The following is a 17,928-nucleotide window of genomic DNA, read 5'->3' on the forward strand; positions in this document are numbered from 1 at the left end:
AGCCGCTTGTAATCAACCGCCCACGCCAAGGCCAGCGGCTTTGGGAAAGTGGGCGACAGGCCGCAAGGTGTGGCAGGGGACTGTAACTCCCTCGCGGAGACGCACGCCTGGTTCGATTCCAGGGTCGCCCACCACTTTCCTCCCCTCGATTTTCTTATGCCGGCAGGTCCGGACGGCGGGCAGGACGCGCCATTTCCGCGACACTTTTGGCAGGCCTTTGTAATCCCCCTTTTGCCTGCGCCGATCCGGACGTTAGACTGCAAGGAAAACGGGCCCGGGCAGTCAATGGCACGCAAGTCGAAGAAACAGCAGGTATTCAATGTCGCGCTCGTCGCGCAAGCTGGCCGGCTGCAATATGAAGCGCTGCTTTTCATTGCCTCGCTGCGCAAGACCACCCCGGATTTTCCGGGTCGCGTATTGGTGGCAGAGCCGCAGCCCGGCCCGCTGTGGCCCCGTGATCCGCGCATCAAGCCCGATATCCGCGCGATGATGGAGGAGATGGGCGCCGAAATCGTGCCCTTCCACGCGCAGCATTTCGGCGACGCTTATCCTTATGGCAACAAGATCGAAATGTTGCGCGCCCTGCCCGAAGGCACGCCTTTCGTGTTTTTCGACAGCGACACGCTGATCACCGGCGACCTGACCACGGTCCCGTTCGACTTCGCGCGGCCTACCGCCTCCCTCCGGCGCGAGGGCACCTGGCCGGAGATCGAACTTTACGGCCCCGGCTATTCGGCGATCTGGGCATCGCTATATGACAAGTTCGGGCTGGATTTCGACAGCAGCATCGACCCGGACCAGCCCGACGAATACTGGCGGCGCTATCTCTACTTCAATGCCGGTTTCTTCTTTTACGAATGTCCGCGCGTGTTCGGCGCGCGGTTCGAAGACTACGCCCTTGCGATCCGCGACACCCCGCCGGCAGAGCTTGTCTGCCAATCGCTTGACCCGTGGCTCGATCAGGTGGCGTTGCCATTGGTGATCCACGCGCTTGGCGGCGGCAGAGACACCCTGCCCCCCGGGCTGCTGGATGGCGCCATCTCCTGTCATTACCGGACATTCCCGCTGCTATATGCGCGCGAGGATGACCGGGTGATCGCGCTTCTTGAAGAAATCGCCGCGCCCAACCGCCTGAAGAAACTGCTCAAGGGGCATGAGCCGATCAAGCGCATGGTCTATCAGGGCCGAGGCGCCAAGGCGCGGGCGCTTTTCGATCAACAGAACCTGCCCCGGCGCGAACAGGCGATCCGAAACCAGCTTCGCAAGAACGGGTTCTGGATGCGCTGATCGGCACGGCCAGGGCTTGGGTCGGCAACTTTCCGCCACGCCTGTTTTTGCCCGTGGCCTCGCTAGGCTACAGTGTCTATGGGCCGCCTGTGGTGGAAGTCTTTTACCAGTTGGTCAAAAATGTCGTATGATAACCTCTCCCGATCCGAAATTCAGCTTCTCCTGAACTCCCTCACGCGTCTGGTAGTGTTTCGCGACACGGCTGCCTTGGAGCCGTTCTTTTCACATCCCTTCCCGGTCTATTTCGGCGAACAGATCGCGCTGGTCGGAACGCCGGAAAAGGCGTTGATCGAACTGGCCCGGCAGATCAGCAACGACGCGCAGCAAAAGGTCGTGCGCATCGTGCCGACGATCCTGTCCATCGAGGATCTTGAACCTCATGCCGCGATGATCGTGGTAAGCTGGTCCCATGTCGTTGCCGATGGGCGCTGCCTGTCGTCGTCAACCGTGCGGCTGTTCATCCGGCGCACCGAGGATTTGCAGGCGCTGCGGATCGAGATGACCGAATATCTCGATTCGTCCCTGTCCGACATTCACGACCGCCTGCGCCTGATGGATCGATGCGGCATACCGCAGCTTCTTGTGACCAACCAAGGCTTGGCTTAGCAAGGACGGGACAGATCCAAGAGGAGGACCCCCGGATGACCGATCCCCAAGGGCCGAGCTACGGCTTCGACACGTTGCAAATCCACGCGGGCGCACGCCCGGACCCCGCCACTGGCGCGCGCCAGACGCCGATCTACCAGACGACGGCTTATGTCTTTCGCGATGCGGACCATGCGGCGGCGCTGTTTAACCTTCAGGAAGTCGGCTACATCTATTCGCGCCTGACCAACCCCACGGTCGCGGTGCTGCAGGAACGGATTGCAACGCTGGAAGGCGGCGCGGGCGCGGTGTGCTGCTCTTCCGGCCATGCGGCGCAGATCATGGCGCTGTTCCCGCTGATGTCGCCGGGCATGAATGTGGTGGTCTCCACCCGTCTTTATGGCGGCACCGTCACGCAGTTCAGCCAGACGATCAAGCGTTTCGGCTGGGAAGCGACCTTTGTCGATTTCGATGATCTGGATGCTGTGAAGGCTGCGATCAACGACAACACCCGCGCGGTGTTCTGCGAATCCATCGCCAATCCGGGCGGCTACATCACCGACCTGCCTGCCATCGCCGCTGTGGCCGATGCGGCGGGCCTGCCGCTGATCGTCGATAACACCTCTGCCACGCCCTATCTGTGCCGCCCTATCGAGCATGGCGCGACGCTGGTGGTCCATTCCACAACCAAGTACCTGACCGGCAACGGCACCGTCACAGGCGGGTGCATCGTCGACAGTGGCAAGTTCGACTGGTCGGCCAGCGACAAGTTCCCGTCCCTGTCCGCGCCGGAACCCGCCTATCACGGGCTCAAGTTCCACGAGACCTTCGGCCCGCTCGCCTACACGTTCCATGGCATCGCCGTCGGACTGCGCGACCTGGGTATGACGATGAACCCGCAGGCGGCGCATTACACGCTGATGGGGATCGAAACCCTGTCGCTGCGGATGGAACGGCATGTGGAAAACGCGATGAAGATCGCCAAGTGGCTCGAAGACGATCCGCGCGTCGATTACGTGACCTATGCCGGGCTGGACAGCTCCCCCTACAAGCACCGCGTCGCCACGGTTTGCCCCAAAGGCGCGGGTGGGCTGTTCACCTTTGCGGTTAAGGGCGGCTATGACGCCTGCGTCAAGCTGGTCAACTCTTTGGAGATTTTCAGCCATGTGGCCAACCTTGGGGATGCGCGCTCGCTCATCATCCACTCCGCGTCGACCACGCACCGGCAATTGACCGCCGAGCAGCAGCGCGCTTCCGGGGCCGCGCCAGAGGTGGTGCGGGTGTCCATCGGGATCGAAAATGCCGAAGACCTTATCGCCGATCTGGATCAGGCGCTGACCAAGGCGACCGCCTGACCCTGCCCGGCATGTGACAATCGGCGGGCCGTTCCAGCATCGGCCCGCTTTTCTTTAATCCCCGTTTCACTTATCCTAGATTGCTACGGCGTATGGAGACCCGGCATTAGGTTCGGCAAAGGCGCATGAGCAGACCATGAAGGCGAATTTCGCGCTATCCCTATCCTTCGAGGGCATTCGCTTGCTGCATCGCGCGGCAGGTGGCTGGCGCCCTGTGGATGAGGTGAACCTGTCCGATCCGGATCTGGGCACCGCGTTGGCTGCGCTGCGACGCACCGCGCTGGCGCTGGAGCCATCCGGCCTGCGCACCAAGCTGATCATTCCGGGCAGCCAGATCCGCTATCTGACCATCGACACCGCCGGAATGGCCCCCGACCAGTTGGAGGCGGCCGCCCGCGACGCCCTGAACGGGGCGACGCCCTATGCGGTCGAAGAGCTTGCCTTCGATCTGTCGCCCGATGGCGATCAGACCCATATCGCGGCGGTCGCGCTTGAAACGCTGGCAGAGGCGGAGGCCTTCGCGGTCGAGCATCGCTTTGCCCCGATCTCTGTCGTGGCCGTGCCGGAGGGGGAGCCCTTTCTGGGGGAGCCGTTCTTTGGTGCGACCCGTCATGCGCAGACCCTGCTCGCGCCGGGTGAGACCGTCGAAGCCGATGGCATCGCCGTGGTCGTTCTGGACCCGGTGACGCAAGAGCATGGGCCGGTGGTAGAGGTGGAAGAAACCGCCCCCGTGGTCGATGTGGACGACACCGGCCCGCCGCCAGATGGTGCGGACCCCGCCGGCTCTGCCCCGGATGAGGCCGCGCCGCCGCTGGTCTTGGAAGACAACGTCGCCGCGCCCGCAACAAACGCCGCGCCGGATCAGGCGGAAGAGCCCTCCGCGGGGCTAAAGCGCGCGGCACCAGAAGACGACACGCCCCCCCAGGACGCAGAGCCGGAAGAAGGCGATACAGGCCCGGCTTTGGGCTTTGCCTCGCGGCGCACCGGGGCCGATGCACAATCCGCCGCACCGCAGCTGGGCGGTGTCACACGGCGCTTCACGCCCACTACACCCGCCGCACCGGGCGATCGGGCAGATGCGGCCGCCGAAGCGGACCCTGCGTCGGATGTTCCCCCCGTGCCGCCGCCACCGGTCGCGCCGGAAACCCGGGCCAGCACACCGCCCCTGCGTGACGCAGGTGTCTTGGATGCCGGTCTGCCGGGGCTGGAGGACGAAGAGCCGCCCACGCCGCAGCTTGTCACCCCACCCGCAGCACCCGACGAGGCCGCTGCCGGGCCGAAGAAGACCCGACGCGGCAAACTAGGCGGGCTTGCCCGCAAACGCGCACGAACAGAACCTGACGCGACGCCAGAGGCCCAAGGTGCCGCCCCTGCCACACAAACGATCGCCGCCGATCGCGCCACGCCAACGCCGCACCCCAAAAGCGAACGCCAGCGAATGACCGTCTTTGGCGCGCGTAAACCGGAAGCGGATGTGGCAGTCGCGAAGAAGCCGCGCTTTCTTGGCCTGATCCTGACCGCGATCTTGCTGCTCTTTCTTGCGATGGTGGCCGCGTGGTCCATGGTGTTTCAGGATGGCGGGTTGGCCGGGTTCTTTTCGCCCCGCGCCGCGCCCGAGCAGGTAGAAACCGCCGCCCCGGCACCGGCACCGGCTCCGCCCTCCACGATCCCGGATATCGAGGATCTGCCACCCCCGCTGGAGACAGCCTCTCTCGCCGCGCCGGTCCTGCCGCCCGAGGTGCCCGGCAGCTTGCTGGCGGAACCGGAGCCTCCCGCCGCCTTTGATCCGGCAGAGGCCGAAGCGCAATATGCCGTGACCGGGATTTGGGCGATCCCGCCCGCCGTGCCGCTTGCGCCGGGGCTGTTGGGACTGGACTCGCTTTACATGACGTCGATTGACCCGGCCAACCTGTCCTTTGACGCCGTGGCGCTGCTGCCGGGCGCATCCTATGGCACCGACGGTGCATTCCGGGTGCCCGGCAACCCTGCGCCGCCGGGGACTGCCTTTACGCTTGACCCGTCGGGCCGTGTGACGCCGACCCCGGATGGCGCGGTCAGCCCGGACGGCGTGACCGTCTATCAGGGCCGTCCGCCGCTTGTTGCGCCGCCCGCCCCCCGTGAAGACCCCGCCGCGCCGCTGGACAGAGACGTAACGCCGGAGGGCGAAGCGGCGACCCTCGCGCTGGCCGCGTTTCGTCCGCGTGTCCGTCCCAAGGATCTGATCGAGAATAACGAACGCACGCAATTGGGCGGACTGAGCCGTTCGGAACTGGCGCAAATTCGCCCGCGCATCCGCCCGCGCTCGCAGCAAGAAACCGAACAGCAGGCGCAGGACGAAGAAACCGAAGAAGAAGCGCCCCCATCGGCGCTGGCCGTGGCGGCGTCGCTGCGTCCCGAAAACCGGCCGCGCAACTTCGATCGCGCGGTTGCGCGGGCGCGCGCGGCTCAAGAGCCCGAAGAACCGCAGCAGGTGGCGGCCGTCGCACCGCGCACGGTGCAACCGCGCGCGCCGTCCAAGACCTCTGTCACCCGCGAAGCAACGGTGAAGAACGCGATCAACCTGCGCCGCATCAACCTGATGGGCGTTTATGGCACGCCGTCCAACCGGCGCGCCTTGGTGCGTCTGTCGAATGGGCGGTACAAGAAGGTGAAGGTGGGCGACCGGATCGACGGTGGCCGGGTCTCTGCGATCGGAGACAGCGAGTTGAGCTACCGCAAAGGCGCGCGCAACATCGTTCTGAGAATGCCGAAGACGTAAAAGAGGTAGGCTGAAGCCTACCCTACACACTCTTCTCACGGGGCACCAAGGCCCGTAGGGTGCGCTTCAGCGCACCCCGGTCTGGCACTTGCGATTACTCCGCCGCGACGTCGCCGCCATAGTCACCGCGCGCCATTTCCTCGGCCTCGATGCTTTCGAACAGGGCCTTGAAGTTGCCCTCTCCGAAGCCGTCATCGCCCTTGCGCTGGATGAATTCGAAGAAGATCGGTCCAATCACGGTCTTGGAGAAGATTTGCAGCAGGATCTTCGTCTCGCCCCCGTCCACGACCCCTTCACCATCGATCAGGATGCCGTGTTTTTTCATCCGCTCCACCGGTTCGTCATGCCCGGATACGCGGTCAAAGGACTGGTCGTAATAGGCGTCCGGCGGGCCGGGCATGAATTTCAGACCATTCTCGCTGATCGCATCCACGCTGTCGTAAATCCCGTTGGTGCCGACCGCGATATGCTGAATCCCCTCGCCTTTGTATTTCTTGAGGTAGTTCACGATCTGCCCTGTTTCGCCCCGATCTTCGTTGATCGGGATACGGATGCGACCGCAGGGCGAAGTCAGCGCGCGGCTCAACAGGCCAGTATATTTGCCTTCGATATCGAAGAACCGGATTTCCCGGAAGTTGAACAGATCGCCGTAGAACCGGAACCACGTGTCCATATTGCCCTTGAAGACATTATGCGTGAGGTGGTCGAGGTAATAGAACCCGACCCCTTCCGGCTTGGACTGCGTGATCCAGTCGAATTCCCAGTTATAGGGCGAGGTGTCGTAATAATTCTCGATGAAATAGATCAGGCTGCCACCGATGCCCTTGATCGCGGGTACATCCATCACCTTGCCGGGGCCGGTATATTCCTCTGCCCCGTTCTTGAGCGCATGTTCCAGCGCGTGCTGCGCATCCACGACGCGCCACGCCATGGAGGGGGCGCAGGGGCCATGCTCTTCGACGAAGCGGGCGGCAAAGCTGTCAGGATCGGCGTTCAGCACATAGGTGATGTCGCCTTGCTGCCAAAGCTCGATCGCTTGCGTCTTGTGGTTGGCCACATGCGCATACCCCATCTTGCGGAACACATCGCGCAATTCCTCGGGATCGGGATGGGCAAATTCCACGAATTCGAACCCATCGGTCCCGGCGGGGTTTTCGGGGGTGATCTGCGCTTTCGGCGCGTCATGCGGAAACGGTCCCATGCGGTGCAATCCTCGTCTGCTTGTGATTTTCCCGCACAATATCAGCGCCGCGCCGCGCGAAATGCGCATTATGCGGCACGCAAGCTTGCAAATTTGCGTGATTTACGCGCATAAACGGGAAATTGAGACGAAAGCCCGCACCATGCTGGACAGAACCGACACCGCCCTTCTCGCCGCCCTGCAAAAGAACGCGCATTTGACCGCGCAGGAATTGGGTGAGGCGCTCAACCTTTCTGCCAGTCAGGCCGGACGGCGGCGGCAACGGCTTGAGGCCGAAGGCTATATCAGCGGCTATACCGCGCGGCTCGACCCACGCAAGCTGGGTTTGAGCGTGCAGAGCTTCATTCAGGTGCATCTTAACGTGCATGGCCCGGAAACCTCCGCCGGGTTTGCCCGGCTGGCGCGTACCCGGCCCGAAATCACATCGGCCTGGACCATGACCGGCGAGGCGGATTACCTGCTCCGCGTGTTTTGCGAGGATCTGGCCGCGCTCAACCGGCTTATTCACGAAGTGCTGCTGCCGCATGAGGCGGTCGCGCGGGTGCATAGCCAGATCGTGATGGACCAGCTCAAGCAGGACAGCCCGTTGCCGACCTGACCGCGCCTAGCGTTCTGATCCGGTCAGCGCGGCAAAGCCGAAGCCCGCATCCATTCGCCCGATCCGGCCCACGAGGTCTTCCAGATATGGCGCATCCACCGTCTCGCGGACCATGAGTTCGCGCATCATGGTTTCGACACCGGACTGGCGCTCTTTGTAATGGGCGTAAAAGGCAAAGGTCGCAGCGGCGAGCGCCGTGACAGCGGTCTGTACCGAGGCCGCACCAAGCGCGCGTTGGAGCCACGTTTTCGGCTGCGGGTCTTCGCCCTTTGGCGTGGGGATCGTGAATACCGGGCCCAGAGCCGGATAGATCAACACCGTCACCCCCAGCAGGATCGACGCCCAGAAGCAGATTTTGTTCAGCACCGAATAGGACCAGCCCTTGATGTAAAGATCGTCGATCAGCGCAAGCCGCAACTGATCCTGCGGCGCTTCCGAGCTATCGTAAAGGCAATGGGCGCTGCGCAGCAGGTAATCGGCGCTGGTTTCCTTGGCAGGCGGCATACCGCACGGCACCGGCTCTGCGCTGACGCGGACGCCGCCATGGGCAAGAACCCAAAGGATCGCGGCGGTCGCAATGGCAACCGCCAGCCAGATGGCAATACGCAAGGGTTTCATGGACCGTCCCCCGAAATCGCTTAAAGAAATACCTGCGTTCAGGATACCTCAACCAGAGCGTGAGTCCATTCTTTCAAAATACGCGGCAAGGCGGCCCCAAGATCAGGACAAGGCTAGGTTGTCCCGCCCGGCTCATGTAGACAACTAAAGACCCCCCACGCGATTCATCCGATCGGACCCAATGGAAAACTTCCTCTACCAAGCCTCCATCTATCTTGCTGCCGCTGTGATCGCGGTTCCGATTGCCGCCCGTCTCGGGCTGGGCTCGGTGCTGGGATACCTTGCAGCGGGCCTGCTGATTGGCCCGGCGCTGCATCTCGTCGGGGCCGAAACGCAGGATTTGCAGCATTTCGCCGAATTCGGCGTGGTGATGATGCTGTTCCTCATCGGGTTGGAGCTTGAACCCCGCGCGCTGTGGGACATGCGGCACCGGCTGATCGGGCTGGGCGGTCTGCAGGTCATCCTGTCGGCGCTGGTTCTGATGGGGGTGGCGATGGCCTATGGCCAGCCCTGGGGCGTGTCGTTGGCAATCGGCCTGACACTGGCGCTTTCGTCGACGGCCATCGTGCTGCAAACCCTTGCGGAAAAGGGGCTGATGCAGACCAAAGGCGGGCGCTCGGTATTTTCCGTGCTGCTGACGCAGGACATCGCGGTGATCCCGATCCTCGCGTTCCTGCCGCTGTTGGTGGTGACGCTGCCCACGCAAATTCTGCCGGACGGGTCGATCTATCGCGGGGCGGAGGTCGCCGAGGACGCAGGGCACGGCACAACGCAGGCCGCCGGGCATGCCGGCGCGGGCCATGCCGAAATGAATCTGAGCCTTGTGGACGGGCTGCCCGCATGGGGTGTCACGCTGGTCACGATCGCGGCAATTGCGGTGGTCATCTTCGCGGGCATCTACCTGACGCGCCCTGTCTTCCGCTACATCCACGCCGCGCATCTGCGCGAGATGTATACCGCCTTGGCGCTGCTGATCGTGGTCGGCATTTCCTTTCTGATGATGCTGGTTGGTCTGTCGCCCGCGCTTGGCGCCTTCCTCGCCGGGGTGGTTCTGGCCAATAGCGAGTTCCGGCATGAGCTTGAGACCGACCTCGAACCCTTCAAGGGGCTTCTTCTGGGGCTGTTCTTCATCACCGTCGGGGCCGGGATCAACATCGCCCTGCTGATGAGCAATTTCTGGGCCATCCTGTCCATGGCGCTTCTGGTCATCCTCCTCAAAGGGGTGATCCTGTGGGGGCTCGCACGGGCGTTCAAACTGCGTGGCCGGGATCAATGGCTCTTTGCGCTCAGCCTGGCGCAGGCGGGCGAATTCGGCTTCGTGCTGGTGTCATTCAGCGTGCAATCCAGCGTCATTCCGACCGATATCGCCCAGACCCTGTTGCTGGTCATCGCGCTGACCATGCTGATCACGCCGCTTTTGTTCATTCTTTACGACCTGATCAATCGCCGGATGGAAAAGGCCGCGCCCGAGCAGGAAGAGGACGAATTCGAAGACGACGGCCCGGTCATCATCGCCGGGATCGGGCGGTTCGGCCAGATCGTGAACCGGTTGGTGGTTGCCTCCGGCTTCAAGACGGTGGTGCTGGACCACAACATGGAGACGATCCAACTGATGCGGCGCTTCGGCTTCAAGGGTTATCTGGGCGATCCGACGCGCCCTGATATTCTGCGCCGCGCCGGGTTGATGGAAGCACGGGTGCTGGTGGTCTGCCTCGACGATCCCGACTCCGCCGTGAAGCTGGTCAAATATGCGCGGCGGCTGCGGCCCGATCTGCATATCGTCACCCGCGCCTTTGACCGCCGTGCGGCGTTCCGGCTGTATCAGGCAGGGGCGAATGACATCGTGCGCGAGCTGTTCGATTCCAGCCTGCGTGCCGGGCGCTTTGCTCTGGAACATATCGGCCTGAGCGAGTTCGAAGCCGCCGAAGCGACCCGAGTCTTTTACGAAATGGACCGCTATGGTGTGAAGGAACTGGCGCAGCTGTGGCGCGAAGACGTACCGCTGGAAAAGAACGACGCCTATGTGAAGCGGGCGCGCGAATTGCAGCAGGAACTGGAATTCGCCTTGGCGCAGCGCGCGGAAGAGGACGACCACAAGCGGGCCTGATGGGCGGCGTCGTGGCGGCATCGTGGCGGCGGTCCGCTTGCGCAGGGTTTGAAACCGGGCGCGGCCCGCTATCTTGTCTGCCATGGCACCGCTTCTTACCTTCCGCCCCGAAGGGATTTACTGCGCCCGCGCCGATCTGTTCATTGATCCCTGGCGCCCTGTTGCGCGCGCGCTGATCACCCACGGGCATGCCGACCATGCCCGCGCGGGGATGGGGCACTATCTGGCAACCAATCTGGCCGCGCCGGTTCTGCGTCACCGATTGGGGGACATCTCCCTTGATACGCTGCGCTATGGCGAAACCATCACCCGCAACGGGGTCGAGATCAGCTTTCACCCCGCAGGCCATGTTCCCGGCTCGGCCCAGATCCGGCTGTCCTACAAGGGCGAAACATGGGTCGCGTCCGGCGACTACAAGATCGAGGATGACGGCCTGTCCACCCCCTTCGCGCCGGTGCGCTGCCACCATTTCATCACCGAAAGCACCTTTGGCCTGCCGGTTTTCCGCTGGCAGCCCCAAGCGCAGATCGCGCATCAGATCAACGCATGGTGGGCCGATTGCGCCGCGCGGGGCGTAACGCCCATGCTGGGGGCGTATTCGCTGGGCAAGGCGCAGCGTTTGCTGTCCCTGCTGGATGGTCCCGGACCGATCCTGACCCATGGCGCGGTGGAAGGCACCAACGCCGTTCTGCGCGCGCAAGGCATCGCGTTGCCAGACACCGTACCCGTCACGCCAGACACGAAGGGCAAGGAACATCCCGGCGCGATCGTGCTTGCGCCGCCTTCCGCCCTTGGCAGCACATGGGCACGCCGCTTTGGCCCGCGCGAGACCGGGTTTGCCTCGGGCTGGATGGCCGTGCGCGGTATCCGGCGGCGGCGCGCGGGCGACCGGGGCTTCGTGATTTCCGACCATGCCGACTGGCCCGGCTTGCTGCGGGCCATCACAGAGACCGGCGCGGAAAATATCCACGTCACACATGGTTACACGGATATCTTCAGCCGATACCTCAGCGAAGCGGGCTGGAATGCCGACATCGTCAAGACCGAATTCGGCGGCGATGATGACGATATACCCGACACGCAGGATGCGGCGGGCGCGGCATGAAGGATTTCGCGGCGCTGTTCACGGCGATTGATCAAAGCACCAAGACAACGCGCAAGGTCGCGGCGCTGGCGGAGTTCTTCCGCTCTGCCTCTGACAGTGACCGCCTGTGGACCGTGGCGCTGTTCTCTGGCCGTCGGCCCAAGCGCGCGGTGACGACGACGCGGCTGCGCGAATGGGCTGCGGAACGGGCGGGCCTGCCGCTGTGGCTGTTCGAGGACGCCTACCCCATCGTTGGCGATCTGGCCGAGACGATCGCGCTGATCCTGCCGCCCGGCAGTGACGAGACCGATCGCGGGCTGACCTATTGGATCGACTATCTGAAAGCGCTCACACCCGAAGATGAACCCACCCGCAAAGCGCGCATCAATGCTGCGTGGGATGAACTTGGCACGACACAGCGGTTCTTGTTCAACAAGCTGCTGACCGGCGGGTTTCGTGTCGGCATCAGCCGCAAGCTGATGACCCGGGCGCTGGCGCAGGCCACGGATAAGCCCGAGACCGAACTGGCGCATCGCCTGATGGGCGACTGGACCCCGGACAGCACCGATTGGCACCACCTGATCGAGGCCGAGGATGCCACCGCCGATGCCTCGCGCCCCTATCCGTTCTACCTTGCCTACGGGCTGGAGGACGCGCCCGAGAGCCTTGGCGATCCGGCGGCATGGCAGGCAGAATGGAAATGGGACGGGATTCGCGGCCAGTTGCTCCTGCGCGACGGGCAGCATTTCACATGGTCGCGCGGCGAAGACCTGATGACCGACCGGTTTCCCGAATTCGCCCGCGTGGCGGATTTTCTGCAAGGCGGCACGGTCCTGGATGGTGAAATCCTTGCATGGGACGGCGCGCCCATGTCCTTCGCGGCGCTGCAAAAGCGGATCGGGCGCAAAACCGTCCCGAAAAAGCTGCTGAGCGACGCGCCGGTGATCCTTTACGCCTATGACCTTCTGGAATGGCAGGGGGCGGATTGGCGGGATCGCCCGCTGGCCGAGCGCCGCGCGCAGCTGACCACACTGTGCGACGCACTGCCGCCGGACGCGCCGATCAAACTGTCCCCCGCCGTTCCGTTCGACGCCTGGGACGAGCTTGCCCGCATTCGCAGCACCGCGAGGGACGCGCAGGCCGAGGGGCTGATGCTCAAACGGCTGGACAGCCCCTATCTGTCCGGGCGCAAGAAGGGCGATTGGTGGAAATGGAAACTGGACCCGCTGACCATCGACGCGGTGATGATCTATGCCCAGCAGGGCAGCGGGCGGCGCGCCAACCTGTTCACCGATTTCACGTTCGCGGTTTGGAATGGCAACGATCTGGTGCCCTTCACCAAGGCCTATTCGGGACTGACCGATGAAGAGTTCCGCCAGATTACCGCTTGGGTGCGCAAGAACACGCAGCAACGCTTTGGTCCGGTACGGCAGGTGACGCCAACACATGTGTTCGAAATCGCCTTTGAAGGCATTCAGGAAAGCCCTCGGCACAAGTCCGGCGTGGCCCTGCGCTTTCCCCGCATCGCGCGGTGGCGTAAGGATAAACCGCTGCAAGAGGCAAACACGCTGGATGATCTCAAAGAGATGCTGAGGACCTATGGATAAGCCCATCGCGCCGGCGCCGCCGGCCCCAACCGCGCCACTGCGACCGCTGCCGCCGGGGGCGGTGGACGCGCATGTGCATTTGCTGGCTGGGGCGGATGAATTTCCACTGTGGGAGGGGCGGGCCGAAGATCCGGCGCCGGGCCGCAATCTGGACGACTGGCTGGCGCTTTACCGCGCGCATCTGAACGCATTGGGCTGCACGCGCGGGTTGATCGTGCACTCCATCTTCTATGGCACCGATAATGCAGTGACAGTAGAGGCGCTGCGCCGGCTTGGACCGGGGTTCAAGGGCGTCGGCCTTTTGCCTGACGGGGCCAGCGACGCGCAGCTTGACCAGTTCGCCCGGTGGAACATGGTCGCGGTGCGGCTCAACTATGTGCATGGCGGCGTGCTGTCATGGGACGGGGCCAAGGCGATGGCCCCGGCGCTGGCGGAACGCGGGCTGCATATCCAGATGCTTGCCCATGCCGACCGCCATATGGAGGACATCGCCCAGGATGTGCGCGCGCTGCCCTGCCCCGTTGTCTTTGATCATATGGGCTGGCCCGCCGATGGGCTGACCCCGGACAGTTCGGGGTTTCAAACCCTGTGCGCCCTGCTGGCCGAGGGCAAGGCCTGGGTCAAGCTGTCGGCCCCCTACCGGATGTGCAACGCGCCCTATGACGAGGTGGCAGCCTGCATGTCGGCGCTGATCGCGGCCAATCCCGAACGCTGTCTTTGGGGCTCGGACTGGCCCCACATCATGCTGAACGGCGCGCAGATGCCGCAGGCGGCAGCCATGGTGGATGCGCTGGACGCGCTGATCCCGGATGCGGCCACACGCCAAAGCATCTTCGTCGACGCCCCAACCCGTCTTTTCCACTTGTGAGCCTGCCAAAGCGCCACGCATCTGTTGCCCCGAGCGGTCCCAACGACTAGCTAGGGTGAAACATCCAGAAAGGTCTGACCATGCTGCATTTGCCCTTCCCTGTCCGCGACGCCAATGCCTCCTCCGGAGGCCGCGATCTGGGGAACCTGCCGGAGTGGAACCTCGACGATCTCTACACGGGCGAGGACGCGGCAGAGTTGAAGCGCGATCTGGACTGGCTGGAAGAGGCCTGCGCCTCCTTTGCCGCCGATTACGAGGGCAAATTGGCGACGCTGGACGCCAAGGGGCTGCTGGATTGCGTGCTGCGCAACGAAAAGATCAGCCAGATCGCGGGCCGGATCATGTCCTATGCGGGCCTGCGTTATTACCAGATGACAACCGATGGCGGGCGGGCGAAGTTCATGTCCGACTGCCAGGAAAAGATCACCAACTACACCACGCCGCTGGTCTTCTTCACGCTGGAACTGAACCGGCTGGACGATGACCATCTGGACAAATTGCTGGATCAGAACGGCGATCTGGCGCGCTACAAGCCGGTCTTCGACCGGATCCGCGCGATGAAGCCCTATCAATTGTCCGACGAGTTGGAGAAATTCCTACACGACATGGGCGTGGTCGGCGATGCGTGGGAAAAACTGTTCGACGAGACCATCGCCGGGCTGACCTTCAACGTGAATGGCGAAGAGCTGAACATCGAAGGTACGCTCAACCTGCTGACAGAACAGGACCGCGCCACGCGCGAGGCGGCCTCGCACGAGGTTGCCGCCGTGCTGGGCGAGAATATCCGCACCTTTGCGCGTGTGCATAACACGCAGTCCAAGGAAAAGGAGATCGTCGATCGCTGGCGCGGGATGCCGACGCCGCAGACCGGGCGGCACCTGTCCAACCATGTGGAACCCGAGGTGGTCGAGGCGCTGCGCAATGCGGTCGTGAATGCCTATCCGAAGCTGTCGCACCGGTATTACGAGTTGAAGCGCAAGTGGCTGGGCCTTGATGTGATGCAGGTCTGGGACCGCAATGCGCCGCTGCCGCTGGAAGACAGCCGCGTCGTGGGCTGGGAAGAAGCAGAGAAAACGGTGATGGACGCCTATGGCGCGTTCGACACGCGCATGGCCGATATCGCTGCGCCGTTCTTTAGCAAGGGCTGGATCGATGCGGCGGTGAAACCGGGCAAGGCACCCGGCGCTTTCGCGCATCCGACCGTGACCAACGTCCACCCCTATGTGATGCTGAACTATCTTGGCAAACCGCGCGACGTGATGACGCTGGCGCATGAACTGGGGCATGGCGTGCACCAGGTACTGGCCGCCGATCAGGGAGAGATGCTGTCCTCCACGCCGCTGACACTGGCGGAGACCGCTTCGGTCTTTGGCGAGATGCTGACCTTCCGCAAGATGCTGGATGCGGCACCTGACGCGGCCAAGCGCAAGGTGCTGCTGGCGGGCAAGGTGGAGGACATGATCAACACGGTCGTGCGCCAGATCGCCTTCTACGACTTCGAATGCAAACTGCACGACGCGCGCCGCATGGGTGAGCTGACGCCCGAAGATATCGGGGCGCTGTGGATGTCGGTACAGGGGGAATCGCTGGGCCCTGCCTTCGAATTCATGGACGGGTATGAGAACTTCTGGGCCTATATCCCGCATTTCGTGCATTCGCCGTTCTACGTCTATGCCTATGCGTTTGGCGACGGGTTGGTAAATGCGCTTTATGCCGTCTATGAGAGCGGCGCGCCCGGCTTTGAGGACAAGTATTTCGACATGCTGAAGGCTGGCGGATCCAAGCACCACAAGGAATTGCTGGCGCCCTTCGGGCTGGACGCGTCGGACCCGGCCTTCTGGGACAAGGGGCTGAACATGATCTCTGGCTTCATCGACGAATTGGAAGCGATGGAATAACCGCCTGGACTCAAGGGGGGGGGTGCGCTGAAGCGCACCCTACGGGACGGGTGGCCGCGTCTTGACTCTGCCCGCCCGCACACCACCTTTTTGTCATGCCGATCACCGTCATTCATAACGAGACCTGTCCGATCTGCTCTCGCGAGGTGGCCCAATATGGCCGCGCCGCGGAACGCGCCGGTGTCGATCTGGATATTCAGGGCCTTGAGGGCGAGGCGCGCGACCGTGCCGGACTGACCCGCGAGGCGGCCGCGCAGCGGTTTCACGTCATCCATGAGGGCGCTGTTCTGTCAGGGCTGGATGCGTTCATCGCGCTTTGGCAGGAACTGCCCCGCTGGCGCTGGCTGGCACAGCTGATCCGCCCTCGTCCGGTGCGCGCGCTGGCCGACCCGGTCTATGATCGCATCCTGGCCCCGGCGCTTTACGCCCTGCATCGCCGCCGCGAAGACCGCAGGGCCTGCAAGGCCGAATAACCCCTGCCACGCCGCCCACTACACGTGATGCGGGTGCTTGCGCACACAAACGGCCCCAACATCACGCGAATTTTCGGGAAAAGTACGGAATTCCGGACCCTTGGCGCCCTTACCAGATGCGCCCTGCGCTGCCACGATTGGCACATTCAGGCTTCGGGGAATCGCCTATGGGTACAGAGCTTGCGGTCAGCCGCGTTCCGGCGCTTCGGGATGTGATCACCTTCGCGCAATCGCCCGGCGACGACATCCGCACGCGCGATCTGAAGGCCATGTCCACGGTGACGCTGCTGGTCATCATGGGGCTGTCTCTCAGCTATTGGTTGCTACCGGGGCGATCCGCCTTCTCGCAAACCTTCGATGCGATCATCCTGCTGGTGGAAATCACCGGGTTGATCGTTCTCTACCGGACCCGCTCCACCACGGCGCTGTTCTACGCATTCGTGCCGCCCTACCTCGCGCTGATGGCCTTCTTCGTGACCTTCAACGGCAGCACCGAGGGCGACTTCATGAGCTTCATGGCCACGCCTTGCGCCGCCGTGATCGTGCTCGGCCCGCGCCGGTCGGTCCCATGGTTCCTGCTGTGCCTGGTGACGATGATCGTGCTGCCGCTGATCGACCCGGTGTTGCCGCGCATCTCGCTGCCCTCGGCGGTCTCACCTCTGAATCCCGAAGGGCTGCTGTTTCATAGCCCATGGAAGAAGCCCATCGGCCCGGTAGAAGGCATAGCCTTTGCCACCGTGGTATTCGTGATCTATTTCCTGTTCCGCTCGGTCTATATGCAGCTTGACCGCGCCAAGGCGGCGGTGGAGGTCGAAAAGGCCAAGGTGGACCGGCTGATGCATGCGGTGTTCCCGGCCACCATCAGCGCGCGGCTGCAGGAAAGCACGGGCGAGATTATCGCGCAGACGCATCGCGATGCGACCGTCCTTTTCGCCGATATCGTCGATTTTACACCTTTGGCCAGCAGCCTGCCCGCCGCGGGCGTGGTCCAACACCTGGACCGCATCTTCACGCTGATCGACACGCTGTCGGCCAAGCACGGGGTCGAGAAGATCAAGACGATTGGCGACGCGTATATGGCTGTCTCTGGCCTGCCCGACCCGGCCACGGACCACGCGGCGCGCATGGCGGCCTTCGCGCTGGACCTGCGCGACGAGGTCCATGCCTTCCAACGGGAGGCAGGCAACCATTTCGTCATGCGCATTGGCCTGACATCGGGACCGGTCATCGCCGGGATCATCGGGCAATCCAAGCCGTCCTATGACGTGTGGGGGAACACGGTGAATATGGCAGGGCGGCTCGAAAGCCACGGGCAGCCGGACCAGATACAAGTAACGACCGAATTCGCGGCGCAACTGGCGGACCGCTTCACCTTTTCGCCCCCGCATCAGATCGCCCTGAAGGGCATCGGCACGGTGGAGGCGTGTTTTCTGACCGGCATGCGCGCGGTTCCGGACGGGGCGTCGGCCACCGGCGGGGCATAAGAAAA

14 protein-coding genes and 1 tRNA gene are annotated in these 17,928 nt (G+C 63.5%); 13 read left to right on the forward strand and 2 right to left on the reverse strand.

Translation table 11 applies throughout. The features are described from left to right. Positions 1 to 50 precede the first annotated feature (50 nt). The 5 genes from E4Z66_RS19670 to E4Z66_RS11220 all read left to right on the forward strand — a co-directional run bounded on the left by E4Z66_RS19670 (position 51) and on the right by E4Z66_RS11220 (position 5,985). Positions 51 to 134 (forward strand) — tRNA-Tyr (locus tag E4Z66_RS19670). 151 nt (positions 135 to 285) lie between these two features. Then, positions 286 to 1,287: a hypothetical protein gene (locus E4Z66_RS11205; protein WP_136463126.1), complete on the forward strand. Its 1,002-nt coding sequence runs from the start codon at positions 286 to 288 to the stop codon at positions 1,285 to 1,287. A 186-nt stretch (positions 1,288 to 1,473) separates the two neighbouring features. Next, on the forward strand, positions 1,474 to 1,893 hold the full coding sequence (locus E4Z66_RS11210; RefSeq protein ID WP_136463127.1) for a hypothetical protein: 420 nt from the start codon (positions 1,474 to 1,476) through the stop codon (positions 1,891 to 1,893). A gap of 35 nt (positions 1,894 to 1,928) precedes the next feature. Beyond that, positions 1,929 to 3,227, forward strand: a complete 1,299-nt coding sequence (locus E4Z66_RS11215) for an O-acetylhomoserine aminocarboxypropyltransferase/cysteine synthase family protein (protein WP_136463128.1) — start codon at positions 1,929 to 1,931, stop codon at positions 3,225 to 3,227. A gap of 136 nt (positions 3,228 to 3,363) precedes the next feature. Then, positions 3,364 to 5,985, forward strand: a complete 2,622-nt coding sequence (locus tag E4Z66_RS11220) for a hypothetical protein (protein ID WP_136463129.1) — start codon at positions 3,364 to 3,366, stop codon at positions 5,983 to 5,985. Between the two features lie 94 nt (positions 5,986 to 6,079). Here E4Z66_RS11220 and hppD read toward each other — a convergent pair whose 3' ends face one another. Beyond that, entirely contained in the window at positions 6,080 to 7,186 is a 1,107-nt protein-coding gene (gene hppD, locus E4Z66_RS11225) for a 4-hydroxyphenylpyruvate dioxygenase (protein ID WP_136463130.1), read from the reverse strand. A gap of 142 nt (positions 7,187 to 7,328) precedes the next feature. Here hppD and E4Z66_RS11230 point away from each other — a divergent pair, with 142 nt between their 5' ends. Beyond that, a complete protein-coding gene (locus tag E4Z66_RS11230; protein ID WP_136463131.1) occupies positions 7,329 to 7,784 on the forward strand; it encodes an Lrp/AsnC family transcriptional regulator in 456 nt (151 codons plus the stop codon). Positions 7,785 to 7,790: 6 nt separating this feature from the next. Here E4Z66_RS11230 and E4Z66_RS11235 read toward each other — a convergent pair whose 3' ends face one another. Continuing rightward, entirely contained in the window at positions 7,791 to 8,402 is a 612-nt protein-coding gene (locus E4Z66_RS11235) for a hypothetical protein (protein ID WP_136463132.1), read from the reverse strand. A gap of 181 nt (positions 8,403 to 8,583) precedes the next feature. On the opposite strand from E4Z66_RS11235, the gene E4Z66_RS11240 reads away from it, so the two are divergent. The 7 genes from E4Z66_RS11240 (at position 8,584) to E4Z66_RS11270 (ending at position 17,923) form a co-directional block, all read left to right on the forward strand. Then, positions 8,584 to 10,509, forward strand: a complete 1,926-nt coding sequence (locus E4Z66_RS11240) for a cation:proton antiporter domain-containing protein (protein WP_136463133.1) — start codon at positions 8,584 to 8,586, stop codon at positions 10,507 to 10,509. An 82-nt stretch (positions 10,510 to 10,591) separates the two neighbouring features. Next, complete coding sequence (locus tag E4Z66_RS11245; protein WP_136463134.1) at positions 10,592 to 11,614, forward strand: ligase-associated DNA damage response exonuclease; 1,023 nt, start codon at positions 10,592 to 10,594, stop codon at positions 11,612 to 11,614. Next, positions 11,611 to 13,200, forward strand: coding sequence for an ATP-dependent DNA ligase (locus E4Z66_RS11250; protein ID WP_136463135.1), 1,590 nt, complete (start codon positions 11,611 to 11,613; stop codon positions 13,198 to 13,200). Before E4Z66_RS11245 ends, E4Z66_RS11250 begins: the two co-directional genes overlap by 4 nt. Beyond that, a complete protein-coding gene (locus E4Z66_RS11255; RefSeq protein ID WP_136463136.1) occupies positions 13,193 to 14,068 on the forward strand; it encodes an amidohydrolase family protein in 876 nt (291 codons plus the stop codon). The genes E4Z66_RS11250 and E4Z66_RS11255 overlap by 8 nt, the downstream gene beginning before the upstream one ends. Positions 14,069 to 14,148: 80 nt before the next feature. Then, a complete protein-coding gene (locus tag E4Z66_RS11260; protein WP_136463137.1) occupies positions 14,149 to 15,966 on the forward strand; it encodes a M3 family oligoendopeptidase in 1,818 nt (605 codons plus the stop codon). Between the two features lie 95 nt (positions 15,967 to 16,061). After that, positions 16,062 to 16,439, forward strand: coding sequence for a thiol-disulfide oxidoreductase DCC family protein (locus tag E4Z66_RS11265; RefSeq protein WP_136463138.1), 378 nt, complete (start codon positions 16,062 to 16,064; stop codon positions 16,437 to 16,439). Between the two features lie 167 nt (positions 16,440 to 16,606). Further along, a complete protein-coding gene (locus E4Z66_RS11270) occupies positions 16,607 to 17,923 on the forward strand; it encodes an adenylate/guanylate cyclase domain-containing protein (RefSeq protein WP_168797784.1) in 1,317 nt (438 codons plus the stop codon). The last annotated feature ends 5 nt before the right edge of the window (positions 17,924 to 17,928 follow it).

It is taken from the genome of Aliishimia ponticola, assembly GCF_004803475.1.
Taxonomy (GTDB): Bacteria; Pseudomonadota; Alphaproteobacteria; order Rhodobacterales; family Rhodobacteraceae; genus Aliishimia; species Aliishimia ponticola.

Coding starts and splice junctions, on each gene's coding strand:
- E4Z66_RS11205 (WP_136463126.1), top strand. CDS start 286: ATGGCACGCAAGTCGAAGAAACAGCAGGTATTCAATGTCGCGCTCGTC.
- E4Z66_RS11215 (WP_136463128.1), top strand. CDS start 1,929: ATGACCGATCCCCAAGGGCCGAGCTACGGCTTCGACACGTTGCAAATC.
- E4Z66_RS11220 (WP_136463129.1), top strand. CDS start 3,364: ATGAAGGCGAATTTCGCGCTATCCCTATCCTTCGAGGGCATTCGCTTG.
- hppD (WP_136463130.1), bottom strand. CDS start 7,186: ATGGGACCGTTTCCGCATGACGCGCCGAAAGCGCAGATCACCCCCGAA.
- E4Z66_RS11230 (WP_136463131.1), top strand. CDS start 7,329: ATGCTGGACAGAACCGACACCGCCCTTCTCGCCGCCCTGCAAAAGAAC.
- E4Z66_RS11235 (WP_136463132.1), bottom strand. CDS start 8,402: ATGAAACCCTTGCGTATTGCCATCTGGCTGGCGGTTGCCATTGCGACC.
- E4Z66_RS11240 (WP_136463133.1), top strand. CDS start 8,584: ATGGAAAACTTCCTCTACCAAGCCTCCATCTATCTTGCTGCCGCTGTG.
- E4Z66_RS11245 (WP_136463134.1), top strand. CDS start 10,592: ATGGCACCGCTTCTTACCTTCCGCCCCGAAGGGATTTACTGCGCCCGC.
- E4Z66_RS11250 (WP_136463135.1), top strand. CDS start 11,611: ATGAAGGATTTCGCGGCGCTGTTCACGGCGATTGATCAAAGCACCAAG.
- E4Z66_RS11255 (WP_136463136.1), top strand. CDS start 13,193: ATGGATAAGCCCATCGCGCCGGCGCCGCCGGCCCCAACCGCGCCACTG.
- E4Z66_RS11260 (WP_136463137.1), top strand. CDS start 14,149: ATGCTGCATTTGCCCTTCCCTGTCCGCGACGCCAATGCCTCCTCCGGA.
- E4Z66_RS11265 (WP_136463138.1), top strand. CDS start 16,062: ATGCCGATCACCGTCATTCATAACGAGACCTGTCCGATCTGCTCTCGC.
- E4Z66_RS11270 (WP_168797784.1), top strand. CDS start 16,607: ATGGGTACAGAGCTTGCGGTCAGCCGCGTTCCGGCGCTTCGGGATGTG.